14 protein-coding genes are annotated in these 15,908 nt (G+C 71.8%); 7 read left to right on the top strand and 7 right to left on the bottom strand.

The window, feature by feature from the left end; translation table 11 throughout:
- Window positions 1-24 precede the first annotated feature (24 nt).
- On the top strand, window positions 25-717 hold the full coding sequence (locus J8M51_RS05900; protein ID WP_086757384.1) for a TetR/AcrR family transcriptional regulator: 693 nt from the start codon (window positions 25-27) through the stop codon (window positions 715-717).
- A 129-nt stretch (window positions 718-846) separates the two neighbouring features.
- Here J8M51_RS05900 and J8M51_RS05895 read toward each other — a convergent pair whose 3' ends face one another.
- Genes J8M51_RS05895 through J8M51_RS05880 form a run of 4 tightly spaced genes read right to left on the bottom strand, consistent with a single transcriptional unit; the run spans window position 847 to window position 6,645 of the window.
- Entirely contained in the window at window positions 847-1,254 is a 408-nt protein-coding gene (locus tag J8M51_RS05895) for a hypothetical protein (RefSeq protein WP_086757382.1), read from the bottom strand.
- Window positions 1,251-3,326 (bottom strand): site-specific integrase, encoded by a 2,076-nt coding sequence (locus J8M51_RS05890; protein WP_086757378.1) that lies wholly within the window; start codon window positions 3,324-3,326, stop codon window positions 1,251-1,253. The genes J8M51_RS05895 and J8M51_RS05890 overlap by 4 nt, the downstream gene beginning before the upstream one ends.
- Window positions 3,323-5,146 (bottom strand): hypothetical protein, encoded by a 1,824-nt coding sequence (locus J8M51_RS05885; protein ID WP_086757376.1) that lies wholly within the window; start codon window positions 5,144-5,146, stop codon window positions 3,323-3,325. The genes J8M51_RS05890 and J8M51_RS05885 overlap by 4 nt, the downstream gene beginning before the upstream one ends.
- The gene (locus J8M51_RS05880; protein ID WP_267299018.1) at window positions 5,143-6,645 is read right to left on the bottom strand and encodes a site-specific integrase; all 1,503 of its coding nucleotides are present in this window, start codon (window positions 6,643-6,645) and stop codon (window positions 5,143-5,145) included. The genes J8M51_RS05885 and J8M51_RS05880 overlap by 4 nt, the downstream gene beginning before the upstream one ends.
- 41 nt (window positions 6,646-6,686) lie before the next feature.
- On the opposite strand from J8M51_RS05880, the gene J8M51_RS05875 reads away from it, so the two are divergent.
- The 3 genes from J8M51_RS05875 (at window position 6,687) to J8M51_RS05865 (ending at window position 11,603) form a co-directional block, all read left to right on the top strand.
- On the top strand, window positions 6,687-7,646 hold the full coding sequence (locus tag J8M51_RS05875) for an ABC transporter permease (protein WP_086762328.1): 960 nt from the start codon (window positions 6,687-6,689) through the stop codon (window positions 7,644-7,646).
- Complete coding sequence (locus J8M51_RS05870; RefSeq protein ID WP_086762326.1) at window positions 7,643-8,578, top strand: ABC transporter permease; 936 nt, start codon at window positions 7,643-7,645, stop codon at window positions 8,576-8,578. Before J8M51_RS05875 ends, J8M51_RS05870 begins: the two co-directional genes overlap by 4 nt.
- A 148-nt stretch (window positions 8,579-8,726) precedes the next feature.
- Entirely contained in the window at window positions 8,727-11,603 is a 2,877-nt protein-coding gene (locus J8M51_RS05865) for an esterase-like activity of phytase family protein (protein WP_086759115.1), read from the top strand.
- Window positions 11,604-11,627: 24 nt separating this feature from the next.
- Here J8M51_RS05865 and J8M51_RS05860 read toward each other — a convergent pair whose 3' ends face one another.
- Both J8M51_RS05860 and J8M51_RS05855 read right to left on the bottom strand, forming a co-directional pair.
- Window positions 11,628-12,311, bottom strand: coding sequence for a DUF4232 domain-containing protein (locus J8M51_RS05860; RefSeq protein WP_086759117.1), 684 nt, complete (start codon window positions 12,309-12,311; stop codon window positions 11,628-11,630).
- 133 nt (window positions 12,312-12,444) lie between these two features.
- Window positions 12,445-12,912 (bottom strand): winged helix-turn-helix transcriptional regulator, encoded by a 468-nt coding sequence (locus tag J8M51_RS05855; RefSeq protein WP_086759119.1) that lies wholly within the window; start codon window positions 12,910-12,912, stop codon window positions 12,445-12,447.
- 96 nt (window positions 12,913-13,008) lie between these two features.
- On the opposite strand from J8M51_RS05855, the gene J8M51_RS05850 reads away from it, so the two are divergent.
- Window positions 13,009-13,509: a PaaI family thioesterase gene (locus J8M51_RS05850; RefSeq protein ID WP_086759121.1), complete on the top strand. Its 501-nt coding sequence runs from the start codon at window positions 13,009-13,011 to the stop codon at window positions 13,507-13,509.
- A 2-nt stretch (window positions 13,510-13,511) separates the two neighbouring features.
- Here J8M51_RS05850 and J8M51_RS05845 read toward each other — a convergent pair whose 3' ends face one another.
- Entirely contained in the window at window positions 13,512-14,114 is a 603-nt protein-coding gene (locus tag J8M51_RS05845; RefSeq protein WP_086759122.1) for a nitroreductase family protein, read from the bottom strand.
- Between the two features lie 224 nt (window positions 14,115-14,338).
- Here J8M51_RS05845 and J8M51_RS05840 point away from each other — a divergent pair, with 224 nt between their 5' ends.
- Together J8M51_RS05840 and J8M51_RS05835 are read left to right on the top strand one after the other, a co-directional pair.
- On the top strand, window positions 14,339-14,941 hold the full coding sequence (locus tag J8M51_RS05840; RefSeq protein ID WP_086759124.1) for a cysteine hydrolase family protein: 603 nt from the start codon (window positions 14,339-14,341) through the stop codon (window positions 14,939-14,941).
- Window positions 14,942-14,951: 10 nt separating this feature from the next.
- On the top strand, window positions 14,952-15,860 hold the full coding sequence (locus J8M51_RS05835; protein ID WP_086759126.1) for a GlxA family transcriptional regulator: 909 nt from the start codon (window positions 14,952-14,954) through the stop codon (window positions 15,858-15,860).
- Window positions 15,861-15,908 lie beyond the last annotated feature (48 nt).

The raw sequence follows: 15,908 nt of genomic DNA, 5'->3' as shown, positions 1-15,908 counted from the left end.
GGGAGTCGGGCGAGGGGCGTGGGTATGTCGGTGGCGGACCGTGACCGAGCGGAATGCGGTGGCGATGCGCGCCAGGCCGGGTATCACGCGCAGATCAAAGCGGAGAACCGCGCGCGCATCATCCGCGCCGCCCGCGACCTCTTCCTCGCCCGGGGATACGACAAGACCTCTCTCGCCCAGATCGCCAAAGAGGCCGGCGTCTCCACCGGCACCCTCTTCAAGCGCTACCCCTCCAAGGCCGCGCTGTTCGCGGCCGTCACCTCCGAACAGTGGCAGCTGGACGTGGAGTACGCCGAAGCGCCGCCGCCCGGTGACCCCCAGTACGGTCTGGACCACATCGGCCGCGACTACGCCTGCCTGGTCGCGCGGCCGGGTACGGCGGCGCTGTGCCGCCTCATCATCACCGAGCTTCCCCAGATGCCGGAACTCGCTGACATCGTCGGCACCGGCTTCGCCATCGACCGCGGCCCCTTCTTCGACCGGCTCCGTGACTACCTGGACGCCGAGGCCCAGGCCGGCACGCTCGACTTCCGGTCGGCCGACGGACAGCCGCACTCGGCGTCCGCGGTCGCCGAACAGTTCCTCGGCATGATCTGCAGCCAGCTCCTGTGGCCCCAACTCGTACGGACCGACTTCGTCCCGCCCGACCCGACCGACACCGGCATCGTCGACGAAGCCGTCGCCCTCATGCTCACCCGCTATCGCACCGGATCTTGAACTTGGACGCAGCGGATGCTGCCAGCTGACCGCAGAGACGTCGGACGCAGGGTGGCGGCCCGCACCTGAGTCACATCGACGCGGTGGCGCCGGTCCTCGCGCGCTGGGCGGACCCGGACGGGGCCCAGGTCAGGACTGTGATGGTGCGGAGGTGCGGCTGCGGGCGGGCAGGGGAATGACGGCGGCGCCGCCGCGCATGGCGTGGTTTTCGAGGGCGAGTTGGCGGATGGCCTCCTCGTAGAGGGCGAGGGTCCGGCGTAGGTCGGTGTTCTCCTGCCGTAGCCGGCGCAGGTTCTCCTCGTTGGGCCCGTCGGTCTTCGGCCGGTCCGTGCGTGTCTGGCTGCGGGCCGCGGGGATCCGGGGCCGGAAATGGGTGTCGATCAGGTCGGCGTAGTGGCGGTGAAATGTGGCGTGGGGGATGCCGAGGCGGCGCTCGATAGCGGTGACGGTCGGTCTGCGTCCGCTGGCGAACGCCTCGTCGAGGACGGTGTCGATGGCGGCCTTGACGGTGTCGACGTCGGGCAGGGCTCGATTCACGCTGCGGGCTCCGGATCGTGGCGGGCCAGGAACGCGGCCGTGGCACGGTGCTGTTCCTGAAGACGGTGTCGGATGTAGGGGGCCAGGCAGGCGCCGTCATCCAGGGCGTCCTCCAGCTGGGTGAGGTGACCGACCAGAGCCTGCTGGTTGGCGGGGGTGAGGGCGGTGTTGCGGCAGGCCAGGGGCTGACAGTCGGCGAGGACCGGTTGGTGGCCGGGGTCGGCGGGGGCGCGGCACAGAGCGCGGTCGGGGTTGTAGACGCAGGTGACGAAGGTCCCCGGGTACAGGTGCGGGTCGTGGCGTGCCACGATGCGGCGCAGGCGGGCTTCGTCGGTGACGACCTGGCCGTCGAAGACGGTGTGGCGGGCGAACTCGGTGAGCCGGGCTTCGGCCTCGGCTCCGGCCGGTCCGGCCAACGCCGGACGGTCGGCGGCGCCCATCCCGGCGAGGAACTGGCCCCGGGCGAGGGCCTCCTCGGCTTCGACCTCGTCGCGGAACCCGGAGTCGCTGGTGCCGGCGTAGCCCTCGAACATCTGAATCCCCTGATGGCGGTACTGCAGAGCGCCGGCGATGGTGCCACCAGGGCGGCGGGCGATGAACCAGGCCAGGGTCCGCCGAAAGCGCCGCGTGGTCAGGTGCGGAACCCGCCCGCGCTCCGGCGGGATGCCGTCCGCGCGCTGGTGCGCGGTGCAGTAGGCGTTGATCCACTTGATCAGGTCGGTGATGTCCGTGTTGGTGGCGTTGCTGTCCAGCACCCCGAAAGGGCTGCGGCGTTGGCGGTAGCTGCGGGAGGTCGGCGGCGGAGCGAACAGGTAGGGCTGTTCGGCCGACTGGAAGCGTTCGAGGACGGCGACGGCCCGGGCGACCGGGGCGGTGACGATCCAGGTGGCCTGCGCCCCGTGGGCGTTCTCGCCCTTGAAGGCGAGGCTGTGCAGGCGGTGGCGGTAGACGCGGCCGGCGGAGTCGCGTTGGACGCTCAGGCAGCCGCGCTGGAGGTGTTTGGCCTCGGAGTCGCGCATCCCGGAGAGGTAGGCGATCACGATCCAGCAGGCCCCCTGGAGCAGCCGCTCGTACCGCGGCACATCGTAGTACGAGATCGCCGCCAGCCACGGGCGGCCGTCCAGCTGTCCTTGGACACGGTGGGTGAGGGGGCAGTCGGAGTCGACGCCGACCTCTTGCGCGGCTTCGGCGATCAGCCGCTCGGCGTCGAGCCGCTCCAGCCGGTCGCGGTCATGGCCCAGCAACCGGGCCAGGTGGCTCAGGCACGGCGCCAGCTGCGGCCCTCGGCGCCGCTGGCCGACGGGAAGAGCTGGCAGGGGCTCGCCCCGGCGACGGTATCCGTCCAGCAGCACGGCCAGGGCCGACAGCGCGTCGGGGCCAGCCGGCACACGCGCATCGAGGGCGGCGCGCTCGTCACGAGCGGCGAGGACATCCTCGGCGAAGTCATCGACCCAGCGCAGCGCCCACGTGAGCAGGGGGCCCAGGATCTGCTCGGGGATCCGCTCGGTGAGGTTCTCTCCGAACCGCCGCGGGTTCGCGCGCGCCCACGCCTGCCAGGCCGAGCGCCGCAGCGGGTCGCTCGCCAGGGCATCGGGGACCCGGCTGCGGTAGGCCCACAGCATCCGAATCGCACGGCGGTAGCGGTAGGTGGAGGCGAGGGACAACCGCTGCTCGGCGAGCTCGCGGTGGAAGATGTCAAGGTCCTCTCCGCTCACCTGGGCGAGGGCGAGTCCGCGGTCGTGGACCCAGGTGAGGAAACGGCGTACGCAGCTGAAGTAGGTGCGGATGCTGGGAATGGTGAGCGGCAGTTCGCCGGGCGGGGTGTCCTGGGCGAGCAGGGCGTAGAACAGGCTCTTGGCCGTGGTCACGAACGGCGGCGGAACCGTGCTGAAGTCCAGCTTGAGCGACTTGCGGTCGGCCCGCAGCCACGCCGGCGTCAGCCACCAGGCGTCGTCGGCGAACCGGGACGTCTCCTCCAGTCGGTATTCGGCGCGCAACGGTCGTGCGGCCAGCACGAGCGCCCGGGCGGGCACCGCCCCGGACCGTCGAGCGACCTCGACAGGACTGGTCACGAAAGCTCCTTCGGGCCATCGAGCAGGTCCAGCGGGAGAACCGGGCGGGTGCGGGCCGCGGCGGCGCGCTGGGCAGGGCTGAACCGGGGCAGGATGTCGCGGGTCAGGACCGTCCAGGTCGCCCCGTGCCGGGCCGCCCACTGATCGACGTCCCGCCGCTCAAGGTCCTCTCGTAGCACGTCGGCCAGCGCGAGCAAGGCGGGCAAGTGCCGCTCCAGGACCAGGGCGTTGGGACAGGCGAAGCAGGCCAGAAACGACTGGCGGCACCGGCCGCCGGACGGGCTGTCCTCGATGTCCAGGCACGAGGCGGCGAGCGTGTCCAGCTCGCCCGCCTCCGCCTGGCCGAGCGACCGCTGCGAGACAGCGTCCGCATCCGCGCCACCCAGGCGCACGACGACGGCACGGGCGTGCCGCTCGGCATCGTTGATCGCCTCGGTCAGCACATCGGCAGCCCACTCGGTGACGAACGGATCCCCGCGCAGGTAGCAGGCGAACGACGTCTCGGCCGTGTTGGTCAGCCGCGCGGACGGCAGGTGCCCGCCCACCTGCTTAGCCGTCCGCGTCTCGACCGTCTTCTTCATCCGGGTCAGCATCATCTGCAGCGGTGCCCCATCGTCGCCGACCAGGCCGTGACGCTCGGCCCACTGCCCGAGCTTCAGCTTGCGCGCCAACTCGGCGTCGAACGGACCGAGGTGCCCGCCGGTTGAGGCATGGCGGACACCACCACGGCCGTTGCCCGCCCAGATCGACCACACCGAGGATGTGCCGGAAAACGCCCGGCTTCGGGCCATCATCCGGTGCAGCAGCAGATAGAAACTACCCATCGCCTTCAACTGCCGGTTCGAGTCCGGGTCCACGCTCCAGTGCACAGTCGTACGGGAGTTGGCCTTGCCCCGGCGGCGTTTGACCAGCGTCACCGCCACCGCCCGCTCCTCCAGCAGCCGGTGTTCGGCGGGCAGTTCCTTCAGCGTCTCCGGGTTACGGCCGCTCAGCCCGGCCGCGTAGATCAACAGAGGAGCCAGGTCCTGGTCGACCACGAACAACTGCCGCGCCTGCGCGTAGCAGGCCGCCGGGTACTCGCCCACCGCCAGCCCCCGGTAATCGACCTGGATCCGGCCTGTCCGCGCCATCGCCTCCAGCCGCGCCCCCTGCTCCCGCTCGGCGGCCAGCAGAGCCTCGGGGTTGTCGAGGAAGCGCCACAGCAGGTTCTCGCCCGCCGCGATCCGGTCACGGATGGCCACCACGTCCGAGCGAGCCGCGGTCATCACGGCCTGGAACTCGCGATCCGAGTAGCCCGGGCGCACTGCCTGCTGGGCATCCACCCCGTGCCCAGGCTGCCCGGCGTAGTCCACCACGGCGCCATCCAGCCGGTCCTGGCCCGGAAGGACCCTCACGATCCGCAGCAGATCCTGCAGAGACCGGCGGGCCGACGTCTCCAGACACGTCTCCCGCCGCGACATCAGGTACCGCTCCAAGTGGCGCACCCGCAGTTCCTCCACCCGCTGCGGCGGCACCGGGAGCCTGTCCAGGAGCAGGAGAAACCGCTTGACCGTCTGCCACTGCCCGCTCGCCGCCCGCTGCGTGCGGCGCCCGCCGCCGGGCCCGATCCGCACCCCGAGCGCGTGGGCGAAGTCCCGGTGCATCCCCGCCAGCGGCAGCTCCGCGAACCGGAACACGCACTCGCGGCCGTCCTCACCCATGAAGCGCACCACCGGCGACCCGCCGTCCTCGGGGAACTCCACCGCGGGAGGAGGTTCGTAGAAACCGTCCGGCACCACTGCCGTACGCCCGCGGCCCGCCCGCGCCACGCCCTCGCTCACGCGGCCACCGCCGACCGCTCCAGCCAGCCCTCCTCGCTGAAGCCCGCCGGCTCCCACGCCCCCTCCGGTACCAGCTCCAGCCGCGTGCGCATCTCCAGCTCCTGCAAGGTGTGCAGGTAAACCGCCGTCGTCGTTGCCGACCGGTGACCGAGCCTGATCCGCACCCAGTTCAGCGGATCACCGAACACCCGCTGATACGTCAGCCGCTGCTGCTCGTTCATATCGCCCAGCGCCTGCAGATGCCCCCGCCACAGCAGCTCCAGCGTGGTCACCGCGTACGAGTGCCGCAGCATGTGCGGAGTCGCCGCCACGCCAACGTCCTGCGCACGGCACCGGTTGTTGGCGTCGGCGAAGACCTGCTTCCACCCGGACACCGTCATCGGCAGCCCCCACTGGTTCAGCCACACCATCGCCGGCGCCCACCCGCCATCCCTTGTGGCCACCAGCAGCCGGCGCCGCTCGGCCGCGTCCAGGCGGGCCACCGGCACCCACCGGCCGCCCATCCGCACTCGGGGTACAGCCGGGTCCTCCACCAGCAGCGACCGGCGCGTCGGGGTGTAGAAGCCGCGGGCGCGGCCGTAGTCGAGCATCTCGGTCCGGTCCCACTCCATGTAATCGCGTACGTCCCGCAGCACCGAGACCGGCCAATACACCGCCCGCCCCGAGCGCCCCTTGGAGATCACGTGCGGCAGCATCGCCCGCGCGTTGACGATCCCAGCCCCGGGCGGCGGCAGCTCCGGCAGCTCGAACACCGTCAGCGCCGAGTGCTCACACAGCCGCAGCCCCGTACGGATCATCGCGTCGGCGTACGCCACGTTCCGCGCCGCCCACCGTCCGCGAAACGCCCGCCTCGGCATCTCCGTCGCGTCAAACCCGCACAGCCCGACATTGCGCCACAGCCGGTACGACAACGGCGGCAGCCACTTCACCTCACGCCGCGGACCCGTGTGCGACGCTTCGGCCGGCACCTGCCGCACCGTGCCGCCGCCGGAACCTCGCGCCCAGGGCGACCACGCTGCAGCGGCACGCTGACGGATGGGATTGGCCCGCACAAGGTCCTGCTCGATCGCCCACAGATAGAACTGGTTGACCGTAGAGACCTCCCGGTCCCAGCTGGAGTCCTCCACCCGAGGCCCGTGCTCGTCCCGACGACGCCACCACTCATACGCCGCCCGATCGTCCATCGACGCATCACGCCAGTCGCGTCGGCCTCGCCCGAACCACAGAAAGTCGAAGTACGTGCGCAGGTCCCGGGCATGGGCGGCCTGAGTGTTCCACGGAGACGACGCCAACCACACTGAGAAGTAGCGGTTCAACGCCACGTCGTACTGACCCGCCGGACTGATCAGGAACGGCTGTCCCTCGGGCACACCCAGCTCGTCCAACCGCTGATCGAGACCGGAGAACAGAGCGCTGAACTCCCTTATGAACGGCGTCGCTTCGCGCGGCCACGCCGGGTCCCTGCGGGTGAAGTGGACCCGCCAACCCATGATCGACATGACGTTGGACGATAGTCCGTGGACAGCTCAACAGCGCATAAATCAAGTTCCGCGTCGGCCGCTGGCTGGAGGACGCGACCACCCTCACCCTCCTCGGCCTGTCCGTGGCCATCCCCTTCCGGGCCCGGCAGATCAGCCTCGGCGCCGAGAGCCAGCTCTACGCGGGCGCGCTGGCGGCGGCCATGGTCGCCGTCTTCCTTCCGCTGCCGCCCGTCGCCGCCGTGATCGTCCCGCTGGTCGCCGCGGCGGCGGCCGGGGCCGGCATGGGCTTCGTCCCCGGCTCGATGAAGGCCCGGCTCGGCGCCAACGAGATCGTCGCGACGCTGATGCTCAACGCGATCGTCGTCCGCGTCTACGACTACCTCGTCAACGGCCCGCTGAAGGAGCCCGGCAGCAGCGCCGTCCACTCGGAGCGCATCCGGCCGGACTCCGCGCTCACCCCGCTCACCGAATGGCTCGGCATCCCCCTCGGCCGCGCCAACATCGGCTTCCTCCTGATGCTGCTCACCGCCGTCGCCCTGTGGCTGCTCATCACCCGCACCCCGCTCGGCTACCGCATCCGGATGACCGGCTCCAACCCGCACTTCGCCGAGTACGGCGGCATCCGGGTGCCCCGCGCCATCGAGTGGAGCTTCGTCATCGGCGGCGCCGTCGCGGGCCTGGCCGGGGCGCACCTCGTACAGGGCGTGTACGGGCGGCTCGAACCCGGACTCGCCGGGAGCCTCGCCTTCGAGGGGATCGTGGTGGCACTGCTCGCCCGGAACAACCCGCTGGTCGTCGTGGTCGCCGGCCTCTTCTACTCCTATCTGCGCGCCGGGGGAGACATCATGGAACAGCAGACGGACGTGGGCACGGAGATCGTGGTCGTCATCCAGGCGGTCATCGTCCTCCTGGTCACCGCCCAGGCCCTGCCGAACCTCCTCAAGCGGCGCCTCGCCCGCCGCCAGGCGGGCACCTCGCGGAAGCCGGCCGCCTCGCGGGGGACGGCGGGTGCCCGATGAACACCGTCCTCGACGTCGTCCTCAGCAGCGCCTTCCTCGCGGCCGTCCTGCGCGTCGCCACCCCCTACCTCCTCGCGGCGATGGGCGGACTCGTCGCCGAACGCGCCGGCATCAGCAACATCGCCCTGGAGGGCCAGATGCTCAGCGCCGCCTGCACGGGCGCGCTGGTCGCCGGGTACAGCGGCTCGGTCGCGGCCGGGGCCCTCGCCGGAGTCGCCGTGGCCGTCCTCCTCGGCCTCCTGCTGGCCGCGCTCCGCCTGGAGCTGGGCGCCGACGCGATCATCGCGGGCATCGGCATCAATCTGCTCGCCTCCGGCGCCACCGCCTTCGCCGTGTTCACCCTCCTCGACGACAAGGGCGGCACCTCGGGTCTGAAGAGCGGAACCCTCCCCACGGTCACCCTGCCCGGCATCGAGGACATCCCGGTGGTCGGCGAGGTGCTGAGCGGCCAGAACATGATCACCTGGCTGGCGTTCCTCGCCGCGCCGTTCGTGGCCTGGCTCTTCTACCGCACCCGCTTCGGCTTCCACCTCCGCGCGGTCGGCGAGATGCCGGACGCCGCCGCCTCGGTCGGTATCGCGCTGCGGCGCGTCCAGTACGCCGGGCTCGCCCTCAGCGGCGCGCTCGCGGGCCTCGCCGGGGTGTTCCTGAGCATGGGGTACGTCTCCTTCTTCGTCCGGGACATGACCGCCGGCCGCGGCTTCATCGCGCTCGCCGCCGTCTTCCTCGGCGGCCTGCGCCCCTGGGGCGTCTTCCTCGCCGCCCTCGGCTTCGGCGCCGCCGAGGCCCTCGCGGTCCAGCTCGGCACCCTCGACGTACCCCCGCAACTGGTGTCGACCATCCCGTACGCGATGACGCTGGTCGCGCTGGCGGTGTACGCGTGGCGCAGGAAGCGGCGGGGCGCGGGGCAGGTGGCCCCGGCTTCCCTCTGATGAGAAGGCGGGGCTGGGCCCCGGCTTCTCCGCCCCGAAACGGCCGTAGGCCTTTCAGGGGCGCGGGGAACTGCGCGACCAGCCCCCACCGGACCCGCACTCCGCGACGCAACACATCGGACCCTCCCCCTCCCCGGAAGGAACACCCATGCCCAGACACAGCCGGCTCATCGGCAGGCGCAGACACAGGCGCAGACGCGCCACCCTCGCCGCGCTCACCACCACCGCCCTCCTGGGCGGCCTGGCCCTCACCAACGGTCTCGCCGCCGAGGCCACACCCGAGGCGGGCCGCACCCCCCAGAAGACCCAGAACGGCATCACCCTCCTCGACACCCTCACCGTCCCCGCAGGCACCACGGAACTCGGGATGCCCTTCGGCGGCCTGTCCGGCATCGACTACGACCCGAGGACCCACACCTACGCCGCCCTCAGCGACGACCGCTCCGAGAACGGCAAGGCCCGCTTCTACACCCTCCAACTTCCCCTGAAGGGAAAGAAGTTCGCCACGGGCAAGCCCACCCTCGACGCGCTCACCGTCCTCGACGACACGACCGGCGAACCCTTCGCCGCCAAGGCCGTCGACCCCGAGGCGATCCGCTGGAACCCGGGCGGCAAGGGCCTGCTGTGGACCAGCGAGGGCGCCTCGTCCTCCGGGCAGCCGGCCTTCGTCCGCGAGACATCGGCCTCCGGCGCGTACGTACGCGAACTCCCGCTGCCCAAGGCGTACGCCCCCGTCCGCTCGGAGTCGGGCACCCTCACCGCCGGTGTCCGCAACAACCAGGCCCTGGAGGGGCTCACCCTCTCCCCGGACGGCCGCGAGGCCGTCACGATCACCGAGAACGCGCTCGTCCAGGACGGCCCCGCCGCCGGACTGACCGCGACGAGCCCCTCACGCCTCCTCGTCATGGACCGTCGCACCGGCCGGGCCGAGGCCGAGCACGTCTACGAGGTCGACCCGATCTCCGCCGCGCCCACCGCCCCGCTGCCGGCCCCCGTCGGCACCTACTCCGCCGACCGGGGCGTCTCCGAGATCCTCGCGATCAACAAGACCGACTACCTCACCGTCGAACGCTCCTTCGCCTCCGGCGTCGGCTTCGCGATCCGTCTGTACTGGACCACCACACGCGGCGCGACGGACGTACGCGGCAAGGCGAAGCCGTCCGGCTCCGAGCGGCCGATGCCGAAGAAGCTGCTCTACGACTTCACCCTCTCCGGCACGGACGCCGACAACGTCGAGGGCATCACCTGGGGTCCGACCCTCCCGGACGGCTCCCGCACGCTCGTCCTGGTCGCCGACGACAACTTCGGCTTCAACGGCAGCGTCACCAAGTTCCATCTGCTGTCCCTCCGCCCCGGCCTCCTGAACGGCGGCGCCCCGGCCGTCCCGAAGCGCCCGGACACCGTCGACGTCCAGCTGCTCTCCTTCAACGACTTCCACGGCAATCTGGAGCCGCCCACCGGCCGTGACGCCAACCTCGGCGCCAAGCTCGACCCCAGGTCCACCCCGGTCGGCGGCGCCGAACACCTCGCCGCCCGCCTCAAGCAGCTCCGCGAGGGCACCGACGCCTCGCTGACCGTCGCCGCCGGTGACATCATCGGCGCCAGCCCCTTCCTCTCCGGCCTCTTCCACGACGAACCGACCGTCGAGTCCATGGAGAAGCTGGGCCTGGACGTCACGAGCGTCGGCAACCACGAGTTCGACGAGGGCACCGCGGAACTGCTGCGCGTCCAGCACGGCGGCTGCCACCCCGACGACGGCTGCTACATCGACGGCGAGCCCTACGACGGCTCCGCCTTCCCCTGGCTCGCGGCGAACGTCCTCGACCGCACCACCGGCAAGCCGCTCCTCGCCCCCACCTGGGTCAAGAAGGTCGACGGGGTCAAGGTCGGCTTCATCGGCATGACCCTGGAGGGCACACCCGAGGTCACCGGCCAGTCCGGCATCAAGTCCGTCCGCTTCACCGACGAGGTCGAGACCGCCGACGCCGCCGCCCGCAAGCTGCGCCGCCAGGGCGTCGAGGCGATCGTCGTCCTGCTCCACGAGGGCGGCGTCCAGGCCGGTTCGTACGGGCAGTGCGACGGCGTCTCCGGACCCGTCGTCGACATCGCGAAGCACCTCGACCCGGCCATCGACGCCGTCGTCACCGGCCACACCCACCAGCCGTACATCTGCTCCCTGCCCGACCCGGCGGGCCACCCCCGTACGGTCACCTCGGCCTCGTCCTTCGGCCGGGTCGTCACCGAGACCCGGCTGCCGGTGGACCGCCGTACCGGTGACGTCGTACGCGACCGGGTCGCCGCGATGAACCACCTCGTGGTGCGCACCGGCGCCAAGGACGCCGACCAGACCGCCGTCATCGACAAGTGGAAGGCGCTCTCCGCGCCGCTCGCCAACCGTGTCGTCGGCGGGGTCACCGCCGACATCACCCGCTCCGAGACCCGCGACGCCGAGTCGGACCTCGCGAACCTCGTCGCCGACGCCCAGCTCGCGGCCACCTCCGCACCCGAACGGGGCGGCGCCCGGATCGCGTTGATGAACCCCGGCGGCGTACGGGCCGACCTCGTGCACGCCTCCTCGACGGGCGGTGAGGCACCCGGCGAGATCACCTACGCCGAGGCCTTCGCGGTCCAGCCGTTCGCCGGGTCCCTGGTCTCGGTCGACCTCACCGGAGCGCAGATCGAGAAGATCCTGGAGGAGCAGTTCGACGACTCCGGCACCCGTGCCCCGACCCTGATGCTCGGCGTCTCCCAGGGCCTGACCTACTCCTTCTCCCGCGGCGCCCCGGTCGGCGACCGTATCGACCCGTCCTCGATCAAGCTCGACGGGGAGACCCTGAATCCGGCCGCCACCTACCGGGTGACCGCCAACACCTTCCTGGCGGCGGGCGGCGATGGGTTCACCACCTTCGCCGAGGGCACGAACACGGTCGGCGGCGGCGACGACATCACCGCGCTGACCGACTACCTCACGGCCCGCAGCCCGGTCTCCCCGCCGGGCACCGACCGGGTGACCGAACTCCCTTGACCTTCAAGGGAGTTGCGAGGTGGATCAGTAGCTGAGGGCGTCCTCGGCCGTGCCGAAGAAGCTGGTGACCTGGCTGTCGTCGACGGTGACCGGACCGTCGGCGATCGCCACGGTCGCCGGGCTCTCGGCGGCGGTGAGCGCGATCTCCACCTGGTCCGCGCTCTTGCCGCCCGGCGTGTCGGCGCCGTCGAACAGGATGCCGGCGTAGGCGCGTTCACCGGGCTCCATGATCCAGTCCGTACCGGCGGGGCCTCTGTGTTCGGCGGCCCCGTCGAGCCCCGGGATCGTGATCACCAGGTCGCCGGTCGGCAGCAGACAGGGGTCGCCGCTGTTGTTGGTCGCGGTCAGCAGGGCGTGGCTGACGGGCAGGGACGCGACGGTGACGGTGTAGTCGAGGTCGCTCGTCTCGCACATGCCCACGCCGCCGTCCTGATCGTCGTCCGCGCCGGGCTCCGACGACGGGGAGGCGCTGTCGGTGCCACCGGACGGGCTCGCCACCGTGCTGGGCGCGGTCGCGCTCGGGGCCGCCTTACTGGGGGCCGCCTTGGCCGGTGCGCTCGTGCTCGGAGCCGTGGCGCCCGGCGTGGCCGTGTTCGCGGCGTCCGTGTCCTTCTCCGTGCCACCGCCGCAGGCGGTCAAGGCCAGGACGCCGAGCGCGAGGGCGGCGAGCGCGGCGGTGGTACGGCGTGAACGAGCGGTGTAAGTCATGACAAGCCCCCGAGAATCGTGATGTCCCGGTGATCGTGCCTGATGGGAGCGGTACCGCAACCCGCGCCGACGGAGAGAGAACCGTTTCCGCACAGCTCTGTGACACTGCGGTCGGCTCCGTGACGCACGCCGCTCAGGTCCGGGGGCGGGCGCCCGGTCCCAGGCGGGCGGTGACGTCCTTGGGGGCCAGAGTCGTGTGGTCCGCCGAGCACGCGACGACGACCCGCACGGGGGCGTCGCAGTCGGTGTGACGGACGTCGAGCACCGGGCCCCCGGAGTCGAGCGCGTAGGTCTCGCCCCACTGGCTCAGCGCCATCAGGACGGGCCACAGGTCCCAGCCCTTGCGGGTGAGCCGGTACTCGTTGCGGGAGCGGCTGCCCGGTTCCCGATAGGGCACGGCCCGCAGGACGCCGGCCGAGACGAGCTTGCGGAGCCGGTCGCTGAGGACGGCCTCCGACAGGCCGATATGGCGGTGGAAGTCGTCGAAGCGCCGGACTCCGTTGACGGCGTCCCGCAGGATCAGCAGGGTCCACTTCTCCCCGACCACGTCGAGCGTGCGCTGGACGGGGCAGTTCTCCGTACTCGCGTCGAGCCACTCCATCACGCCATCGTAAAGGCCTGGCTTCATCATTGACAGTCAGACCGGCGGGCATCTAGCTTCGCTTTCAGAAGTCAGATGAGAGGGCGGTTCTCGGTCGTGGGGCGAACACGTACATATCAGTGGGAGGATCCCGCGGTCCTGGCGGAGGCGGCCGGACGCATGTCCGGCATCGACTTCCTGCGCGCACTGGCCGCGGGCAGCCTGCCGAAGCCGCCCGTCAACCACGCGATCGACTTCGTCCTCGACGAGGTGGAGCCCGGCCGGGCGGTCTTCTCGCTGACGCCGGGGGAGGAGCACTACAACCCGATCGGCAGCGTGCACGGCGGTATCTTCGCCACCCTGCTCGACTCGGCGGCAGGGTGTGCCGTCCAGTCGACCCTCCCGCGCGGCATGGCCTACACCTCGCTCGACCTGACGGTGAAGTTCCTGCGGCGGATCACCGTGGACACGGGCACGGTGCGTGCCATCGGCACCGTCGTCAGCGGCGGTCGCAGAACGGCCCTGGCCCAGGCGCGGCTGGTGGACGCGTCGGACCGTCTGCTCGCCCACGCCACCAGCAGCTGCCTGCTCTTCCCGGTGGAGCGGCCCGGGGAGTGAGGTCAGGGGGTGGCCGACAGCGGGTCGCCCCAGCGGGCACCGAAGACCGTCTCCGTGAGCGGACGCCGGACCCGGGCGGCGGTCTCCCGCGTGCGCAGCTCCCGGGGGAGGAGGTCCGCCGCCGCCAGGGCCCCGATCGCGGTGACGGACAGCGGCCGGAAGCCGTCCGGGACCCCGAGCGAGGCGCGCACCCGCTCGGGGTCGAAGCCGCCCATCTGGTGGGCGTGCAGTCCCAGGGCATGGGCCTGGAGCGACAGCTGGGCCACCGCCAGCCCGGTGTCGTACGCGGGGCCGTGGTGCGGCACGCCGTCGTCGACGAGCTCCACCGCCACCGCCGCGACCAGCAGTGAACTGTCGCCCGCCCAGATCTGGTTGGCGGGCACCAGGCTGTCGAGGAGCCGCTGGTACGTCGTGTCGCCACGCCGTCCGACGAGGAAGCGCCACGGCTGCGCGTTGCGTGCGGAGGGTGCCCAGCGGGCCGCTTCCAGCAGCGACACCAGCTCTTCGTCGGTGACCGTGCGGCCGGCGTCGAACGAGCGTGGGCTCCAGCGTTCGGCCAGCAGGGGGTGGACGGCCACGGCCGTGTCCGCGGTACGAGGCGACATGGTGCTGCCTTTCTTCGGTGCCGGCGGGATGCGCCGCCGACGAGGACGTGGTGTCAACGCGGACCGGGGCGCACGGGGTTCTGCCATGAGCGCGCCGGTCTCGTCCACCTCGGCGAGGAAGCCGCCGGGTACGGACGGCGGGCCGCGGCGGCTGACCGGATCGGTCCGCAGTGAGACCCGATGCGGCCTGTTCCCGGCCCGGCCGTACGGCGGAGGCTGAGGGCATGACCCGAGCACTGATCGTCATCGATGTCCAGGAGTCCTTCCGCACCCTTCCGCAGTGGGAGGCGATCTCCGACCCGAAGATCGCCGACAAGGTGAACCGGCTGGTGCGGCTCGCCCGCCGGGCCGGGGACCTGGTCGTGTGGGTGCTGCACTCCGAGCCCGGCAGCGGCGACGCCTTCGACCCCGCCCTCGGCCAGGTGCGGCTGCTGGAGGAGCTGGACGGACGCGAGGACGGCGAGCCGCTGATCCACAAGACCTCGCACAACGCCTTCACCACCACCAACCTGCAGCAAGTCCTCACCGGGCACGGGGTCCGCGAACTCACCGTCTGCGGTATCCGCACCGAACAGTGCGTCGAGACCACCGCCCGCGTCGGGAGCGACCTCGGCTACGGGGTCACCTTCGTCGTCGACGCGACCGCCACCGAACCGATCCCGCACCGCGACGCCCCCGCCGACATGACCGTCGCCGAACTGCTCGCCGACCCCCGCACCCTGCCCGCCGCCGAGGTCGTCCGGCGCACCGAGTACGCCCTCGCCGGACGCTTCGCCACCATCGCCACGGTCGACGAGGTGGAAGCCGCCGCGGACCTTCGGGCATGATGACCGGATCGTGAGCCACGTCGTCTTCTTCCTGGTGCCCGGAGTCCATCTGCTGGACCTGGCCGGCCCCGCGCAGGTCTTCTCCACCGCGGGCGACTTCGGGCACCCCTACACCCTCACCTATGTCTCCGAGCACCGGCAGGTCCCCACGGCCCAGGGGCTGCCGCTCGTCGCCGGCCTGGACTGGCCCGAGCTGGGGCCCGACGACCTGATCGTGGTCCCCGGCTGGAGTGCCGTCACCCTGGCCGACTCGCCCCCTCTCGGCGAGGCCTTGCTGCGGGTCCTGCGGGACCACCACGCCAGGGGCGGCACCGTGGCCAGCGTCTGTGCCGGAGCGGAGGCACTCGGCCGGGCCGGGCTGCTCCAGGGCCGCCGCTGCACCACCCACCACGACGTGCAGGACGAACTGGCCCGGCGCCACCCCGGCGCGGTCGTCGTCCGTGACGTCCTCTTCACCGCCGACGACCGGGTGATCACCTCGGCCGGGATCGCCAGCGGTATCGACCTCGCCCTGCACCTGGTCGCCGGCCGCCACGGACCCGCCGTCGCCGCCCAGGTGGCCCGGGACATGGTCGTCTACGCCCGCCGCAACGGCCACGAGCCGCAGTCCAGCGCGATGTTCCGGCACCGGTCCCACCTCGACGACACCGTGCACCGCGCCCAGGACCTCATCGACACCCGCTTCGACCGGCCGCTCCCCCTGCCCGGCCTGGCCGCGGACGTCGGCGTCAGCGAACGCACCCTCACCCGGCTCTTCAGCCGCGCCACCGGCCTCACCCCGCTGCGCTACCAGCAGACCCTGCGCCTGGAACGCGCCGAGCACCTCATCAGCCACGGCGTCACCGTCGACGCCGCGGCCCGCTCGGTCGGCTTCGAGGACGCCCGTATGCTGCGCCGCCTGCGCGCCCGGGCCATCTGAACTCCCGCCCGCTCACGCCCATGCTCCGAGGGCCGGCGTGAACCGGCC

The sequence above is a fragment of the Streptomyces griseiscabiei genome (assembly GCF_020010925.1).
GTDB lineage: Bacteria > Actinomycetota > Actinomycetes > Streptomycetales > Streptomycetaceae > Streptomyces > Streptomyces griseiscabiei.
The sequence above is the reverse complement of the archived record's forward strand: the minus strand, read 5'-3'. Positions and strand labels throughout refer to the sequence as shown.